Here is a 15330-nt window from a genome sequence, read left to right as displayed (position 1 = left end):
TCATCACCGACCTCGCCGTCCTCGACATCACCCACGACGGACTCCTCCTCACCCAAACCGCACCCGGCGTCGGCATCGACGAGATCAACGCCAAGACCGACGCCGAGCTGGCTGTCACGGAGGGCCTGAAATGAAGCACGTGTACATCGTCGACGCCGTACGCACACCGATCGGCCGTCATAACGGCGCTCTGGCGTCCGTACGGCCCGACGACCTGGCCGCACACACCATCCGCGAACTGATAGCCCGAAGCCCCGGATTGGACCCCACGCGCCTCGGGGACGTCTACTTCGGAAACGCCAACGGCGCTGGTGAGGAGAATCGCAACGTCGGCCGCATGGCGGCGCTGCTGGCGGGTCTGCCCACCTCCGTGCCGGGCGTGACGGTCAATCGGTTGTGCGCCTCCGGTCTGGAGGCTGTCATCCAGGCCGCCCGCGCCATCACCGTCGGTGACACCTCCTTCGCCATCGCCGGTGGTGTGGAATCGATGACCCGTGCTCCGTACGTGCTACCCAAGAACGACCGGCCCTTCCCGGCCACGCACGCCGAGCTGTACTCCACCACGCTGGGCTGGCGCATGGTCAACCCGAAAATGGAGCCGCAGTGGACGATCCCCTTGGGCGAGTCCGCAGAACTCATCGCTGACAAGCACAGGATCCGCCGGGAGCGGCAGGACGAGTTCGCCCTCGGCTCCCACCGGAAGGCCGCGCAGGCGCAGTCGGAAGGCCTGTTCGATCCTGAACTCGCACCCGTACCGGTCCCACAACGCAAGGGCGACCCAATTCTGTTCGCCGCCGACGAGTGTGTACGACCGGATGCGTCGCTGGAGGCGATGGCGAGGCTCAAGCCCGCTTTCCGCGCCGAGAACGGCACCGTGACCGCGGGCAACGCCTCTCCGCTCAACGACGGTGCCGCCGCCCTGCTCCTGGCCGACGAGAGGGGTCTCAAGGCCATAGGCCGCGAGCCGCTGGCCCGCGTCTCCGCCACCGGAGTGTCCGCGATCGACCCGCACTACTTCGGTCTCGCCCCGGTCGAAGCCGTCAACCGGGCCCTTGCCAAGGCCGGCCGGACCTTCGCCGATCTCGACGTGCTCGAGTTGAACGAGGCCTTCGCCGCGCAGGTCCTCGGGTGTGTGGCCGAATGGCCCGAGTTCGACCCGGCGATCCTCAATCCACGAGGCGGCGCCATCGCACTCGGGCACCCCCTCGGCGCCTCCGGAGCGCGCCTCGCCGGCGCCGTCGCCCACCAGTTGGCCCGCAAAGGCTCCGGTACCGGTGTCGCGACCCTTTGCATCGGAGTGGGCCAAGGCCTCGCCCTGGTCCTCGAACGCTGACACCGTTCGCGGGACCGACGACATTGCGATGCTGCTCATCGGGCCGGGGCCCTGGGCAGGGCGTCTGATCGCAGCCGACACGAGTGATCGTCGAGGCATGCGCTGTTCCACGAGCGGCCTCACCGTCGCCGGCCCGCGTGTGCCCTCAACTCTCGTCTGCACAGGGCGAAAACACGCCTCCGTGAACCTCCGATCTCCTGTCGACTCACCCCAGCCACTCAGCAACACGGCCCCGTGCCTGCAAGGTGCCTTGACAGCACGGGGGCAGCAACACACGATGGAGACTATGGAAACTCGTTCAGTGGCTTCAGTTTCCGAGCGTGACGGGCGGCGAGCCGATGTGATCGTGGAGGCGGCCGGTCGGCTGTTCCTCGCACCCGGTCTCGCGCGAGTGAGCATGGATGAACTCGCCCGTGAACTCGGTATGAGCAAGAAGACGATCTACCGTCACTTCCCCGACAAGCGCAGCCTGCTGACCGCGGTGCTGGATCGGCAGTTCGCGGCAGTGGAGCGGACACTCGTGGAGGCGGCCGACAGCGCAGAAGGTCAGCCGTTCCATGTGCGGGTCCAGCGTCTCCTGATCGCGGCCGGCACAGAGCTCGGGCGGATCGGCGCGGCTCAGCTCGCGGCCGGGCGGGGCGGAGACGCGATGCTGCGCCGGTACGTGGAACAGCGCACGGACACCGTGGTCTATCAACGCCTCGACGAACTGTTCAGGGACGGACACCGGCAAGGACTGCTGTCGACGCCGCCCGAACTGCTCAGTGAAATCACCCGCGGCGCCTTGGAACGGCTGCTCACCTCGCAGTTGCCCCACGAGCTGGACTGGACCGCCGCGGATCTTCTCCGGGCGACCGTCGACACCGTGCTCCACGGGGCGATCCGTACAGCTCGTCCCGGCACCGACGACGACCAACGCGGGGCGGTCATTCCTACGGCCCGCAACGAGGAAAGGGAGCGCTCATGACCGGGTCGACCGGCAGGGTGGCACTGGTGACAGGGGCCAGCAGCGGAATCGGCGCGGCCACCGCGCGCCTTCTGGCCGCGCGAGGGATGCGCGTGGTGGTCAACTACCTCCGCAGCAGCAAGTCGGCAGAGGAGGTAGTGGCCGATATCGAGGCCGCAGGCGGCCAGGCCATGGCCGTACAGGCCGATGTGCGCGAGGTGGCGGCGATCACGAACATGGTCGAGCAGGTCCGGGCAGCATGGAGCGACATCGACGTGCTCGTGCACAATGCGCTCATCCCGTATGCGGTCAAGTCGTTTCAAGACATGACGTGGGAGGAGTTGGGCGGCAAGCTCGATGCCGAAATGCATTCTGCGTTCGCGGTCACAAAAGCGGTCCTGCCGGCAATGACGGCACAAGGCTGGGGCCGCATCATCTATCTCGGTACCGGCCTCAGCCGCCGGCCCCGGGAGGGCATGATCGCACTGGGCACCGCCAAGGCCGCGCTGGAGCAGTTCGCCCGCTACCTCGCACAGGAACTCGGCCCCCAGGGCATCACCGTCAACATCGTCGCGCCCGGCCCGGTGGAGTCCCGCATCGCGAACGACGTGTTCGATGATGCGCAGAAGCAACGGCAGGTGGCCGCCACCCCCCTCGGCCGCCTCGCGCACCCGGACGATGTCGCCCAGGCGGTCGCCTTCTACGCCGGCGAGGACAACACCTTCATGACCGGCACCACCGCCGCGGTCAACGGTGGAATGTCCATGTACTGATGTGTCGCTGACCACCACGCCCGGGACCACGGCATTCCGATCCGGCACACACCGGCACACCCTCCTCAGCACCATGGACCGCGGCATCCGCACCGACCACGGACGCACGGCAGTGGCACGACCAAGGAAGCCAATCACATGCTCACCATCGATCTCGCCTACGTCGGACGAGGCCTGCACGAAGAACTGGCCGCCTACATAGCCGACCAGGAGGACTACTACGCCGACGAGGGCGTCCACGTCGCCCTGCGCGACGGCTGCACCTGGGACGAGGAGCGGCTGCGCCGCGGCGCCACCATCGGGCTCGGCCGGGCACTGTTGTCCCGACTGACCGATGACACCCCCTGGGTCGCACTCAACGTCAACACGCACCGCCCGCTGTTCTGGTTCATCGCCCGCCCCGGCCTGACCTCCCTGGCCGACTTGGCCGGACGACGGCTTGCTGTACACGCTCCCCACACCGCGCCCGGGTGCTTCACCCGCATCGTGCTGCGCAAGGCAGGCCTTGACCCGGACCGCGACATCCACACTATGGTCCGCACCCCCGGCGATTACGGCATGGATCTGCGGCGGCTGCTCAACGGCGAGATCGACGCGGCCCTGGTCGGCAGCACCATGGCGCCGGAGGCAGTAGCCGCCGAGAACGGCTGGCAGGTGCTGGCCTGGGTCGGCGACCATTTCCAGATCCCCACCGTGGGCTTGGCCGTCGACCCCACTTACATCCACCCAGACGACCCCGCGGTCCAAGCCGTGCTCCGAGCACACCGGCGCGCCCTGCAGGTGATCTGCGACGACCCCGACACCACTGTGCGGCACATGCGGACATTCCTCGGCGGACATACCGAAGACGAAGCCCGAGCCCACTACGAGACCTTCATCGCGCCGTACTTCACCACCGACGGCCAAGCCGACCTTGCGGTCGGCGCCGCCGCGATTACCGCAGTCGCCGCCGAACTCGGCGTCCCTGCCGCCGTCACCGCCGACGATTTCTACCGCACCGCAAACGCCACACCTTAAGGCCAATACATTTGCTTTTGAACTGGCTGGTCCGTTGACCTGCCCGTGGAGGGGCGGGGGCCGGGGTGTCGGTCGCGCATAGGGATCTTGACCAAGGTGTTCACACCGGAACTCGCGGACGCGGCCATTGTCAAGCGCGGAGGGGGTGAACTGCGGCGCCCACTGCTTCCGACCCCGCTGACCAACGCCTGGAAGGAGGCCATCCAGGAAGCGCGGTCCCGTCTGCTGCCGCTCCGGTCCGGCCGGGACTGGCCCCGAGCCCTCAAGCAGCCGATGCGGTGGCCGTTCCTGAGAACTCGGAGCGGCCGCAGCAAGGTCGAGCCGAGGCGATGGGCGCACAACCAGACCGCCAAACAGCGAGAACACCGGGGTGCCGGCAGACCTGTGCCGCGAGCTCAACCGCCTTGACCTCCTACAGTTGATCCCCCTTGCTGGCTGGTTTCGGAGGATGCGTCCCGCCACCGTCCTTGATGTCCTGATCGCAGGTTCGTGGATCGTAGGACTGGTCATTGGGGATCAAAAGCACTCCGGCGACCTGCTCAGGGCGCTCGACGGCGAGCCAGTCGTCGCCCGTGAGGGCACCGTCCGGCTGGTGCCACGCCCCGGACGAATAGATCGTCTGACACCCCAGTGCCACGCGCTTCTTGTCAACCGCGCAGGCGTCCACTGCAGGGCCGGAATATTCGTCGGCGCCGTCGAAGCGGTAGTCGAAGTGGACCTGGTCACCCTCGGAGGGCTCCTGCGGGTGGGGCTCAAGGCGCCAGTCAACAACCTCGGCGGTGCCCCCGCGACGCTGCCCATACGTGTCCTCGACCTGCACTCTCACAGCGGCCTCACCGCGCTTCGCCGTCGTGTCGGTGCAGCCCCAGAGGGAAGAGCAGCCGGACAGGGCGAGAATCACCAGAGCCAACGGGGCACCGGCAAGTGCCCGTGCAGGAAACACTCAGACGACCTCCGGTCTGGGTGGGGCTGAGCAGTGTATCCCGGGCCTGGCAGCTGCGGGTCATGGCGGCGAGCGCCTGCGGCGGTGAAGCCGAAGCACAGCGGAACCCTGTGAACTGAGCGGACATCGAGGGCATCACGTGCAGCCGACTCAACTCGGCCGCCGCACCCGGACTGCCGAGATCACCTGGGCCTCGACCTCGCTCAGATACGTGCCTTCGGCCCCTGCACACCAGTCAATCGCCGGGCAGCTGTGTACTCATATGCAGTGTGGAACACAGCATGACAAGACCGGCCGACCACGGCTCCCCAGCGTCCCGCAGCCGAGTCGACTAACATAGCCAAACGGATTACACCTCTGTCAGAATTCTGGATCGAACCGTCAGGGACCGACCATGAGCACATACCTCGGCAGCGGCAACACAGATATGCACCGACGGGACTACCGCCCCGCCTGGTTGGACAATCTGGCGGAAGACGCCACCATGGAAGCCTCGGTCCTGAACGGAATCGTCGAGGGAGCCCACGCCGTGCGCGAGATACTCGCCTACGCCCGCACCCTTTACGACTACCAAGAGTTCAACTACGTGGGCACATATGGCGAGCACGGTTTTGTCGAGGACTACACCTCGCAGGTGCACGGCGAGCCGATCGGCAGCGTCGTGATAGTGCGCTATAACGATACCGGCCAGGCTCAACACGTGATCATCAACCATCGGCCGCTTCGGTCGGTCCTTCTTTGGTCCCGGCTGATGGCCGATCACTTCGCGAACACGCCCTACGCCGAGTACTTCCTCAGCCCGGAACTCGCCCAGGAAGTACTCAAGCCGGACACGACCTCATAAGGCGGTCCGAGCCACCGGGCTTCACCTGGATCGACCCGCCCGAGACGGCGCTGCCGCAGGCCCTCTTCGTCGTTGGCGCGCCGACCTGAGGCCGTTCGCAGTCAAGCGCGGTCCCTTCACGAACAGTCGATCAGGCCACAGTCAAGGCCGCGGGATCGGGTAGGCCATTCCCGTATCCGCGCCACCCTGCCCCATGACGTCAGCATGGGCATCACTCCGCCATAGGTGAGCCAAAAGGGTACCCGTGTGCCCCACAGGTGACCCGACCCCATCGCAGACGGGTGAGTTGGGGCGCGGGGATTTGACACTGCCGCGCCGCAAGCTCCAGTCTTCAATCATGACATTCATTTCCAATAGGGGGTGTTGACGATGCGCGTTGCCTTCGTGGGCAAGGGCGGCAGCGGCAAGACGACCCTGTCGGCCCTCTTCTCCCTCCATCTGGCGCGCTCGGGCGCGCCGGTCGTCGCGATCGACGGCGACATCAACCAGCATCTGGCGCACACCTTGGGTCTCGGCGAGAACGAGTCCTTCTCCGCACCGCCGCTCAGCGCGCGCACCGGCGAGATCAAGGACTATCTGCGGGGCACCAATGCACGGATCGTGTCACGCGATGCAATGGTCAAGACGACCCCTCCCGGGCGCGGGTCCCGGTTACTGCGCCTGCTCGGCGCCGACGAGGTCCACGCCACGCACATCCAGGACGTGGGCGGCGTGCCGCTGATGGTCACCGGGGCCTTCGGCGGGAGCGACCTGGGCGTGGCTTGCTACCACTCCAAGCTTGGTGCGGTGGAGATGTACCTCAACCACCTCGTCGACGGCCCGGGCGAGTACGTCGTCGTGGATATGACCGCCGGCGCCGACGCTTTCGCCTCCGGCCTGTTCACTCGCTTCGACATGACGTACCTGGTCGTCGAACCGACCCGCAAGAGCGTCTCCGTGTACCGCCAGTACCGCGACCACGCCGCCGAGTTCGGCATCCAGGTGGCCGTCGTCGGCAACAAGGTGACGGGAGAGGACGACCTGCTCTTCCTCAAGGAACGCGTCGGCGACGATCTGCTCGTCCACTTCGAGCAGTCCACCTACGTTCGCGGCCAGGAACAGGGCCGTCACCAGGGCGAGCTGGAACTGCACAACCGCCACGCACTCGACCTGCTGCGCGAGGCCGTGGATGCCCGCCCCAAGGACTGGGCGGCCTTCCAACAGCACGCTGTGGACTTCCATCTGCGCAACGCGGCCGCCTGGGCGAACGAGGCCACGGGTCAGGACCTTGCCGCGCAGATCGACCCCGGCTTCGAGCACGGCCCGGCAGCACTGGCCACCCGAGCCTGACCCCGCCTCCAGCACAGAACCATCCCAGCAGAACAGGAGAATTCTTCATGTCGCTCGAGGTCTCCCAGCAGTTGCTCACCAAAGCCGAGAAGGGCGAAGTGCAGGAGCAGGACTTCATGGAATCGGTCCGTTCATCCCTGCCCTACGCCTACGACCTCATCGCCCGCCTCACCGCGGAACTGCGTTCCGGAGCCGCGGAGTTCGCCGACAACCAGACCCCGCCGCCCTCCGAGCGGGAGCGCGGTCAGCTGTTGCGTGCGCTGTCCAGCGACGCGATCCGCGGCAGTCTGGAGCGCCACTTCGGCATCGCCCTCGCCTTCCAGAACTGCCACCGCGTCGCCGCCTTCCACCCCGAGGCACGCGGCGGCGACACTCACACGCGCTTCACGTCGTTGCGCGCCCAGATCCTGAACCAGTCACCGGAGTTGCGCGACTGCTGACCTCCCGGGAGGAGTCGGCAGATCGCGGCGAGCACGGCGGTGGCTGTCGCGCCGCGATTTTCCCGGAGGGGGCGGGCTCGCCCCGCGGCCGGACAGGAACGTATCGGCCCGATCTCAGTGGGTTGATGTGGCGTTCGGTGAGCAGGGCGGCCCGCTCCGGGTCCTCGTAGACCGCCGGGGCACCAGAAAGCCCCCCCTCCTGGGCGGGAGCGAGGTGCCGGGGGCCCGGAGGACGCGCGGGATGCCAGGACAGATAGTAATGGTATTCATTTCCACTTACTCTTGCGCCGGACCATTTCCCAGTGACGCGGGAGGCAGGCGTCGTGCACCTTTCGTCGATGAGCGAGCACCCTCCGGGCCGGCGGTCGACATGGCAACGGACAGCCGTCCTCCGAACCCTGCGCGACCGCCCCGGCTTCGCCTCCGCCAGGGAGTTGCACGCGGCACTCGCATCGGAGGGCACCGCCGTGGGCCTGTCCACTGTGTACCGCACCCTGCAGGCGCTGGAGCAGGCCGGACACGTGGACGTCGTACGCGACAGGACCGGCGAGCGGCTCTACCGTCCCCGTAGTGCCGGTCGACGGCCACCGGCACTACCTCGTGTGCCGGCTCTGCGGCCGCAGCCTCCCCGTCGCGGCCGAAACCGTCGAGCGGTGGGCCGACGGCGTTGCCGCCGCGACCGGGTTCGCCGACGTCGAGCACATCGTGGAGCTCACAGGCGTCTGCGATCAGTGTCGGCCGAAGCCGGACAGCACCTCGCCACCTGCGGACAGATCAACAAATGGCAACGATTTCCATTAGCACCCTCACGGGCATGGTGTTGACATTCATTTTCATCTAGCGTGAGCGTTGTGGCCGCCCGCAGCGGGCGGTCCCGCCTGAGTGAAGTCACCGTGAGCAATCTGCCCTGGAGGAACCATGTCCGCGTCCCTGTCCCGTCGCATGCCGGCCCTGATATCCGGTGGTGCCTGTCTGGCCCTTCTGGCGGGTTGCGGCAGCTCATCGGACTCCGGAGGCGACGGTAACGGCCAGACCCCCGCGTCCTCGTCCGCCGTCCCCGTGGTCGCCTCGACGAACGTGTACGGCGACATCGTCAAGCGGATCGGCGGCGATCACGTCGAGGTCACTTCGATCATCAGCGATCCCAGCCAGGACCCGCATTCCTACGAGGCCAACACCCAGAACCAGTTGACCCTCTCCAAGGCCAAGGTCGTCATCGAGAACGGCGGTGGCTACGACGACTTCGTCGACAAGATGCTCAAGAGCGGCGGCAACACCAGTGCCGAGGTGATCAACGCCGTCGAGGTCTCCGGAAAGACCGCTCCCAAGGGCGGCGAGCTCAACGAACACGTCTGGTACGACTTCCCCACCGTCGCCAGGATCGCCGACAGCATCGCCGCCGCCCTGAGCAAGGCCGACCCCACCGACGCCGCCTCCTTCACACAGAACGCCGAGACCTTCAAGACCGGGCTCCAGTCCCTGGAGGCGAAAGAAGCCCAGATCAAGAAGGAGCACAGTGGTGAGTCGGTGGCGATCACCGAGCCGGTACCGCTCTATGTGATCGAGGCGAGCGGACTGGTCAACAAGACGCCCGAGGAGTTCAGCGAGGCCATCGAGGAGGGCGACGACGTCTCCCCCAAGGTCCTGCAGGAGACACTGGGGCTGTTCTCCGGCAAGGAGGTCCAGGCGCTGGTCTACAACGATCAGACCTCCGGTCCCCAGACGGAGAGGACCGAGTCGGCGGCCAAGTCCGCCGGTGTCCCTGTGGTGCCCGTCACCGAAACGCTGCCCCAGGGCAAGGACTACCTCGGCTGGATGACCGCCAACGTCGACGCGCTCGCGAGCGCGCTGGACAAGTGAGCACACCGGGCATGGTCTCCGTGCCCCAGGCCCGGCAGGGCGAAGGTGCGGACGACGCCGCGGTGATCAGTCTGCGCGGCGCGGCACTGTCCTACGGCGACCGCACCGTGTGGAGCGGTCTCGAACTCGACGTGCACCCAGGCGACTTCGTGGCCGTGCTGGGCCCGAACGGGGCGGGTAAGACCAGCCTCGTCCGGGCCCTGCTGGGCCGGCAGCCACTGTCCGCCGGGACCCTGACCGTCCTCGGCCGCTCCCCCCGCGGGACCGGCCGCGACATCGGCTACATCCCCCAGCAGGCCACTGTGTCCGCGCACGCGATGCTACGAGCCCGTGACCTCGTCCGCTTCGGCATCGACGGTCACCGTTTCGGTCCGCGTCTGCGCACAGCCGCCGCCCGCCGCCAAGTGAACGAGATCCTCGAGTCGGTGGGAGCGTCTCCGTACGCCGATGTCCCCCTCGGCCTGCTGTCCGGCGGCGAAAGACAACGCGTGCGCATCGCCCAGGCCCTGGCCGGCGACCCACAGATCCTGATCTGCGACGAACCACTGCTCTCCCTCGACCTGCACCACCAGCGGGCCGTCACCCAACTCGTCGACGCCCGGCGGCGGTCCCACGGCACGGCGGTGGTCTTCGTGACCCACGAGATCAATCCGGTGCTCGGTCTGGTGGACCGGCTGCTGTACCTGGCCGACGGCGGCCACCGGGTCGGCGCCCCCGAGCAGGTCCTGACCTCGGAGTCGCTCTCCACGCTGTACGGAACGCAGATCGATGTCGTCCGCACCCCCGGCCGGATCCTGGTCGTCGGAGCACCCGACGGGCCTGCCACCCCTGCCCATCACACCCACGCGACACGCGCCACCGACGGAGTTTGCCCATGACGATCGCCGACGGGATCTGGCACCAGATCTTCAGCTTCGACCACTACGGCGAGCTGCTGACGCTGGTCCGCAACTCCCTCGTCGCCGGCGCCGCCCTCGGCCTGGTGGGCGGCCTGGCCGGGGTGTTCGTCATCATGCGCGACCTGCCCTTCGCGGTGCACGGCATCAGCGAACTCTCCTTCGCGGGTGCCTCGGCAGCCCTCCTGCTGGGGACGAACATCGTGGCCGGCTCGATCATCGGATCACTCCTCGCGGCCGGAGTGATCGGCATCCTGGGCACGCGGGCGCGGGACCGCAACTCGGTCATCGGCATCATCATGCCGTTCGGCCTGGGCCTGGGTGTGCTCTTCCTCGCCCTCTACAAGGGCCGGGCGGCCAACAAGTTCGGACTGCTCACCGGCCAGATCGTCGCGGTGGACACACCGCAGATGGCCTGGTTGCTCAGCACCTCCGTCGTCGTGGTCATCGCACTCGCGGTCATATGGCGGCCTCTCGCCTTCGCCAGCGCCGATCCCGACGTCGCCGAGGCACGCGGAGTGCCGGTACGCGCCCTGTCGATCGCCTTCATGCTCGTACTCGGACTGGCGGTCGCCCTGTCCGTGCAGATCGTCGGCGCGCTGCTGGTCCTGTCACTCGTCACCACGCCCGCAGCGGCCGCCGCCCGCGTCACCGCGTCACCGGTCCTGCTGCCCGTGCTCAGCGTGCTCTTCGCGATCGCCTCGATCGAGGGCGGCATCCTGCTCGCCCTCGGCAGCAGTATCCCCATCAGCCCTTATGTCACCACGATCTCGTTCAGCATCTACGTCGTCTGCCGGCTGACGGGCCGTTACGGCACCCGCCGACGCGGCGCCAGGAGGAGGTCGGTCGCACAACCCGCCTGAGTCAACCCTCGTAACGGGCGGCCAAGGTCCGCACAGTCGCGGCGATCCGGTCACGGAGCTCGGCCGGTGCCATGACCTCGACGTCGGTGCCCAGTCGCAGGAACTCTCCATGGGCGTGGTCGATCGACTCGATGGGCACCCGGGCGTCCGTCCATCCATCACTCGTGGGTGTCACACCGAGACGGCGAGCGCCCTCCGGGGAAAGGCGTACCAGGGCCTTCCCTGTGTGCAGGCGGGCCCGGAAGTCGGCCAGATAGCTGTTCCAGTACGCGACCAGGTCGAACCCGTCAGGAACAGCGAACCGCTCTTGCAGCGGCCCGATGTCGAGGATCTGGTCGACCCGGTAGGTGCGGATCCCGGACGATCCACCCGCGACCAAGTACCAACGTCCCGCCTTGAGTACCAGCCCGTACGGCTCCACCCTCCGGTCGATCTCCTCCGGCGCCCGCCAGCGCCGGTACCTCAGTACCGCCGCTCGCCGCGCCCACACCGCCGCGGCGACCGAGGCCAGATGAGGCGCATGGTCTGCGTCGTCGTACCAGCCGGGAGCGTCGAGCAGGAAACGCTCCTGGATCCGCCCGGCATGCTCGCGCAGTTCGGTCGGAAGGGCGGCGCGCAGCTTCAGCTGTGCGGTGGCGAGCGCCTCGCCGAGGCCGAGTTCGGCGGCGGCACCGGGGAGCGCGGCAAGGAACGCCGCCTGCGCCTCGTCCGCGGTCAGTCCGGTCAGCCGGGTCCGGTACCCGTCCACCAGCCGGTAGCCACCCGCGTGTCCCGCAGCTCCGTACAGCGGGATACCGGCGGCACCGAGCGCCTCGACGTCCCGGTAGACCGTACGGACGGAGACCTCCAGTTCCTCGGCCAGCTGCTGGGCCGTCATCCGGCCCCGGTTCTGGAGCAGCAGAAGCAGGGTGACCAGCCGGCTCGCACGCATGCCGTTCAGTATCTCCTGACACTGGATGGCAGTGGACTGTCTATAGCTTGTCGCGCATGGACGACTTCGACTTCCTGCACGGCTCCTGGGACGTGGCCAACCGCCGTCTCACCTCACCGCTCGGCACAGGCTCCGCCACCTGGACGGAGTTCCCCGGACACGCGGTAGTCCGGCCGCTCTTCGGAGGTGCCGGCAACATCGACGAGATCACCTTCCCCACACTTGGCCGCCAAGGAGTCACTCTGCGTCTGTTCGACAGGAAGACGGAACGCTGGACGATCCACTGGACCGACAGCAGAACAGGCCGACTGGATCCGCCGCTGGTCGGCGGCTTCGCCGACGACCGCGGTGACTTCCACGGCGAGGACATCTACGACGGACGCCCGATCCGGGTCCATTTCACCTGGTATCGTCTCGGCGCCGACACCGCCCGCTGGGAGCAGGAGTTCTCCGCCGACGACGGCGGCACCTGGGAGCTCAACTGGACCATGAACCTGACCCGTACCGGGGTTGCCGGCGCATGAGCATCGTCGAACTCCGGCAGTACACCCTGCACCCCGGGGCCCGGGAGACGCTGATCGAGCTGTTCGAGCGAGACTTCGTGACCGGCCAGCAGTCGGTCGGCATCACCGTCGGCGGCCGATTCCGCGATCTGGACGACCCGAACCGCTTCGTCTGGCTGCGCGCGTTCCCCGACATGACGCGCCGCCGTCGCTCGCTGGAGGCCTTCTACACCGGCCCGGTCTGGCGGGAGCACCGCGAGGCGGCCAACGCGACCATGATCGACAGCGATGACGTCCTGCTGCTGCGCGGCCCGGGCTTCACAGCGGAGCGGGGCACCCGTGAGGTGGTGGCGACCGTCTGCCATCCGTCCGACGCTGCCGCCTTCGACGCGTACGCCGCCCGGCACCTCGGCCCAGGCCATGCACTGCACCGCACCGAGCACGCCGAGAACAACTACCCCCTCCTGCCGGTCCGTACCGGAGAGGACGTCAGGGTCTGGTTCGGCCCTGCGCAGCCACCGCCCTTCCCGACGCGGCGGCTGCGGCTTGAACCAGTGACAACCCACTGAACCGTTGCACATGTGATGTGCCCGATGCCCTGGCGGGCTCGGCTGGTGGCGTCGGCTGCTTCCAAGTCGGGAAGCATCGGCACGAGATCCGGCTGGGGCGGTTCTCCAGCGGCGGCTACGCGAGCCAGAGCGAGCTCCGCCGATGTCGCGCCGGCGGGATGTCCACCATGCCGGCTGCATCGAGGGCGAGTTCGCCGGCGGTGGAATGTACCAGCCTCAGAAGAGTGCCTACTTGGGCTCGCAGCCGCTGTCGCGACCGGCGTTCTTCCGCCGCGGACCACCGGGCGACGGAGCGGTCCCCCTGGTGTCGAGGGAACGAGTACGCATTCACCGTGCGGCGGACCGTGCGCGGTTGGGGCCTTCTGGACTCTCGTGTCGCGTCGGTGCAGGTGCGTGCGCTGTACCTGAGGTCGTAGAGAACCACGGAACGCCAAGGGCTCCCTGACGAGCGGCCGTCCGCACTCTGGCCGTACGAAGGGGGAAGGTGGTGGGCGGTGCGTGTCACGGAACTCCGTTCGCAGCGACCGCCAGGTATCTCCTGGCGGGCTACCTGAAGCCCGTCACCCCTGTCGAACGTGCGATTTCCATGCACGCAACCCTATCTCGCCGCGTCCCTGGGCAGGCAGGTTGTGTATCTTTCGGATCTCGTCCCGTTATGTCCTGTGGCGGAACGTTTCCTCATTGCTGCCGCCCCAAAAAAAATCGAAACCGAAACGGCCACGGAGTCGTCCTAGGCAGCAAGATCAAGCAGGTCGGAAACCAAGCGGAGGGGAAGTCTGCAGTGGCCCGGTGGACGCGACGCCGAACTGGACCATCGGCCACGAGCGGGCCTCCGGAACGGGCCCCGCGGTGTCGTTGGACCTGGACACGGGGACGGGTATCTGCCGGCTTTGCGGTGCTGACGGCGGCACTCATGGCCTTCCATGCGGCTGTACCCAACTCCGTGGGGCACGTGGGGAGTCTGCTGGAAGCCTTCCTTCCCTGGTGCGGCCTGGTGATCGTGGTCCTGCTCGCCCTGGCCCTGCTACGGCGTTCGGTATCGGCACTGGTGGCACTGCTCCTGCCGATAACCGTCTGGGCGCACCTGTTCGGCAGGCTTCTCCTGCCCGGCCCGGATGCCGGCCCGCACGACCTGGTCGTAGTGCAGCACAACGTCAGCGACGAGAACACCGACCCGGTCGGCACAGCCCGCACTCTGGCTGCGGCCGAGCCCGATCTCATCGCTCTGGAGGAGCTGGTGCCCCCGGCAATGGCGGAGTACGCGAGGGTCCTGGCCCCGAACTACCCGCACCACTTCGTCCGGGGCACCGTCGGACTGTGGTCGAAACATCCGCTGACCGGCGCCCGACCGGTGGACATCAAACCCCGCGGGATAACGGAGCCGTGGAGTCGCGGGCTGCGCGCCACGGTCCACACCCAGCGCGGCGAAATCGCGGTGTACGTGGCACATCTGCCTTCGGTCCGCGTCCGGGCAAGCGGCCTCGCGTCCTCCTGGCGAGACGAGAGCGCCGGTCTGCTCGGCAAGGCCGTCGCCGCCGAGCAGCTCAAAACGGTTCTCCTGCTCGGCGACCTCAACGGCACCGTCGACGACCGCGGGCTGGCCCCGTTGACGTCACGGATGAACACAGCGGAACGGGGCTTCGCCTTCAGCTTCCCCGCGGACTTCCCCATGGCCCGCATCGACCAGGTCATGACCCGCTCAGCGACCGTCCGCCAGATCCGCACTCTGTCGTCCACCGGCAGCGATCATCTGCCGGTCACTGCTCGGATCACGCTTACCTGAAGCAGTGATCTCGATGGCAGGGTCAACTACTCGGTCTTGAAGGACCGGGTTTGCAGGCAGAGCACGGCCAAGCCGTTCTGTGGTCCCCTGCGTCCGGTATGGCGCTAGGCCGTACTGGGGCGGTTGACTGCGCCCCGCTGCCACACAGCATCGGCCCGGTGGGCGATGTTGCGGGAGCCGTTGTGGTCCGCGTGCAGTACCACTCCGCAGGAGCGGCAGACGAACCTGGCTTGGTCGATCCGGTTGGACCGGTGGGTGTGCCAGCACTCGGAGCACTGGCGGGAGGTGTTCCTCGGGTCC

General features: G+C 67.6%; 17 protein-coding genes and 2 pseudogenes. 16 read left to right on the top strand and 3 right to left on the bottom strand.

The annotated features are described in order from the left end of the window. From ADL25_RS45135 to ADL25_RS45115, 5 genes and pseudogenes are all read left to right on the top strand, one after another. Positions 1 to 134: pseudogene (locus tag ADL25_RS45135) on the top strand (succinyl-CoA--3-ketoacid-CoA transferase); the annotation flags it as partial. Next, positions 131 to 1333, top strand: coding sequence for a thiolase family protein (locus ADL25_RS45130; protein ID WP_059133803.1), 1203 nt, complete (start codon positions 131 to 133; stop codon positions 1331 to 1333). The pseudogene ADL25_RS45135 and the gene ADL25_RS45130, both read left to right, overlap by 4 nt. Positions 1334 to 1634: 301 nt before the next feature. Then, a complete protein-coding gene (locus ADL25_RS45125; RefSeq protein WP_199839331.1) occupies positions 1635 to 2300 on the top strand; it encodes a TetR/AcrR family transcriptional regulator in 666 nt (221 codons plus the stop codon). Beyond that, positions 2297 to 3052 carry an SDR family NAD(P)-dependent oxidoreductase gene (locus tag ADL25_RS45120; RefSeq protein WP_059133801.1) on the top strand — a complete coding sequence of 252 codons (756 nt, stop codon included), beginning with the start codon at positions 2297 to 2299 and terminating at the stop codon, positions 3050 to 3052. The genes ADL25_RS45125 and ADL25_RS45120 overlap by 4 nt, the downstream gene beginning before the upstream one ends. Before the next feature lie 138 nt (positions 3053 to 3190). Next, entirely contained in the window at positions 3191 to 4069 is an 879-nt protein-coding gene (locus ADL25_RS45115) for an ABC transporter substrate-binding protein (RefSeq protein WP_059133800.1), read from the top strand. A 412-nt stretch (positions 4070 to 4481) separates the two neighbouring features. On the opposite strand, the gene ADL25_RS45110 is transcribed toward ADL25_RS45115, so the two are convergent. Continuing rightward, on the bottom strand, positions 4482 to 5012 hold the full coding sequence (locus ADL25_RS45110; protein WP_181923253.1) for a hypothetical protein: 531 nt from the start codon (positions 5010 to 5012) through the stop codon (positions 4482 to 4484). A gap of 394 nt (positions 5013 to 5406) precedes the next feature. Here ADL25_RS45110 and ADL25_RS45105 point away from each other — a divergent pair, with 394 nt between their 5' ends. The 8 genes and pseudogenes from ADL25_RS45105 (at position 5407) to ADL25_RS45075 (ending at position 11244) form a co-directional block, all read left to right on the top strand. Next, positions 5407 to 5856, top strand: coding sequence for a hypothetical protein (locus ADL25_RS45105; protein WP_147318067.1), 450 nt, complete (start codon positions 5407 to 5409; stop codon positions 5854 to 5856). Between the two features lie 369 nt (positions 5857 to 6225). Next, on the top strand, positions 6226 to 7185 hold the full coding sequence (locus tag ADL25_RS45100) for an ATP-binding protein (protein WP_059133798.1): 960 nt from the start codon (positions 6226 to 6228) through the stop codon (positions 7183 to 7185). 47 nt (positions 7186 to 7232) lie between these two features. Further along, on the top strand, positions 7233 to 7625 hold the full coding sequence (locus ADL25_RS45095; RefSeq protein ID WP_059133797.1) for an SCO5389 family protein: 393 nt from the start codon (positions 7233 to 7235) through the stop codon (positions 7623 to 7625). Positions 7626 to 7963: 338 nt separating this feature from the next. Next, positions 7964 to 8128, top strand: a pseudogene (locus tag ADL25_RS52055) (transcriptional repressor); the annotation flags it as partial. A gap of 67 nt (positions 8129 to 8195) precedes the next feature. Next, positions 8196 to 8426, top strand: a complete 231-nt coding sequence (locus ADL25_RS52050; protein WP_324614104.1) for a hypothetical protein — start codon at positions 8196 to 8198, stop codon at positions 8424 to 8426. A 117-nt stretch (positions 8427 to 8543) separates the two neighbouring features. Beyond that, positions 8544 to 9485 carry a metal ABC transporter solute-binding protein, Zn/Mn family gene (locus ADL25_RS45085; RefSeq protein ID WP_059133796.1) on the top strand — a complete coding sequence of 314 codons (942 nt, stop codon included), beginning with the start codon at positions 8544 to 8546 and terminating at the stop codon, positions 9483 to 9485. Positions 9486 to 9496: 11 nt separating this feature from the next. Beyond that, positions 9497 to 10363, top strand: coding sequence for a metal ABC transporter ATP-binding protein (locus ADL25_RS45080; RefSeq protein ID WP_059133795.1), 867 nt, complete (start codon positions 9497 to 9499; stop codon positions 10361 to 10363). After that, entirely contained in the window at positions 10360 to 11244 is an 885-nt protein-coding gene (locus tag ADL25_RS45075; RefSeq protein WP_059133794.1) for a metal ABC transporter permease, read from the top strand. The genes ADL25_RS45080 and ADL25_RS45075 overlap by 4 nt, the downstream gene beginning before the upstream one ends. A 1-nt stretch (position 11245) precedes the next feature. Here the strand turns inward: ADL25_RS45075 and ADL25_RS45070 are convergent, their stop codons facing one another. Continuing rightward, the gene (locus tag ADL25_RS45070) at positions 11246 to 12175 is read right to left on the bottom strand and encodes a helix-turn-helix transcriptional regulator (RefSeq protein ID WP_059133793.1); all 930 of its coding nucleotides are present in this window, start codon (positions 12173 to 12175) and stop codon (positions 11246 to 11248) included. 56 nt (positions 12176 to 12231) lie between these two features. Here ADL25_RS45070 and ADL25_RS45065 point away from each other — a divergent pair, with 56 nt between their 5' ends. The 3 genes from ADL25_RS45065 (at position 12232) to ADL25_RS45055 (ending at position 15030) form a co-directional block, all read left to right on the top strand. Continuing rightward, positions 12232 to 12699 (top strand): hypothetical protein, encoded by a 468-nt coding sequence (locus ADL25_RS45065; RefSeq protein ID WP_059133792.1) that lies wholly within the window; start codon positions 12232 to 12234, stop codon positions 12697 to 12699. Continuing rightward, on the top strand, positions 12696 to 13247 hold the full coding sequence (locus ADL25_RS45060) for an NIPSNAP family protein (RefSeq protein WP_059133791.1): 552 nt from the start codon (positions 12696 to 12698) through the stop codon (positions 13245 to 13247). The genes ADL25_RS45065 and ADL25_RS45060 overlap by 4 nt, the downstream gene beginning before the upstream one ends. A gap of 913 nt (positions 13248 to 14160) precedes the next feature. Continuing rightward, the gene (locus tag ADL25_RS45055; protein ID WP_059133804.1) at positions 14161 to 15030 is read left to right on the top strand and encodes an endonuclease/exonuclease/phosphatase family protein; all 870 of its coding nucleotides are present in this window, start codon (positions 14161 to 14163) and stop codon (positions 15028 to 15030) included. A gap of 104 nt (positions 15031 to 15134) precedes the next feature. On the opposite strand, the gene ADL25_RS47765 is transcribed toward ADL25_RS45055, so the two are convergent. After that, positions 15135 to 15330, bottom strand: a 196-nt coding sequence (locus ADL25_RS47765) for a zinc ribbon domain-containing protein (protein WP_159045174.1), incomplete at its 5' end; no start/stop codon positions are given.

It is taken from the genome of Streptomyces sp. NRRL F-5122, from assembly GCF_001507435.1.
GTDB classification, from domain to species: domain Bacteria; phylum Actinomycetota; class Actinomycetes; order Streptomycetales; family Streptomycetaceae; genus Streptomyces; species Streptomyces lannensis.
This window is presented reverse-complemented; position numbering and strand designations above follow the sequence as displayed.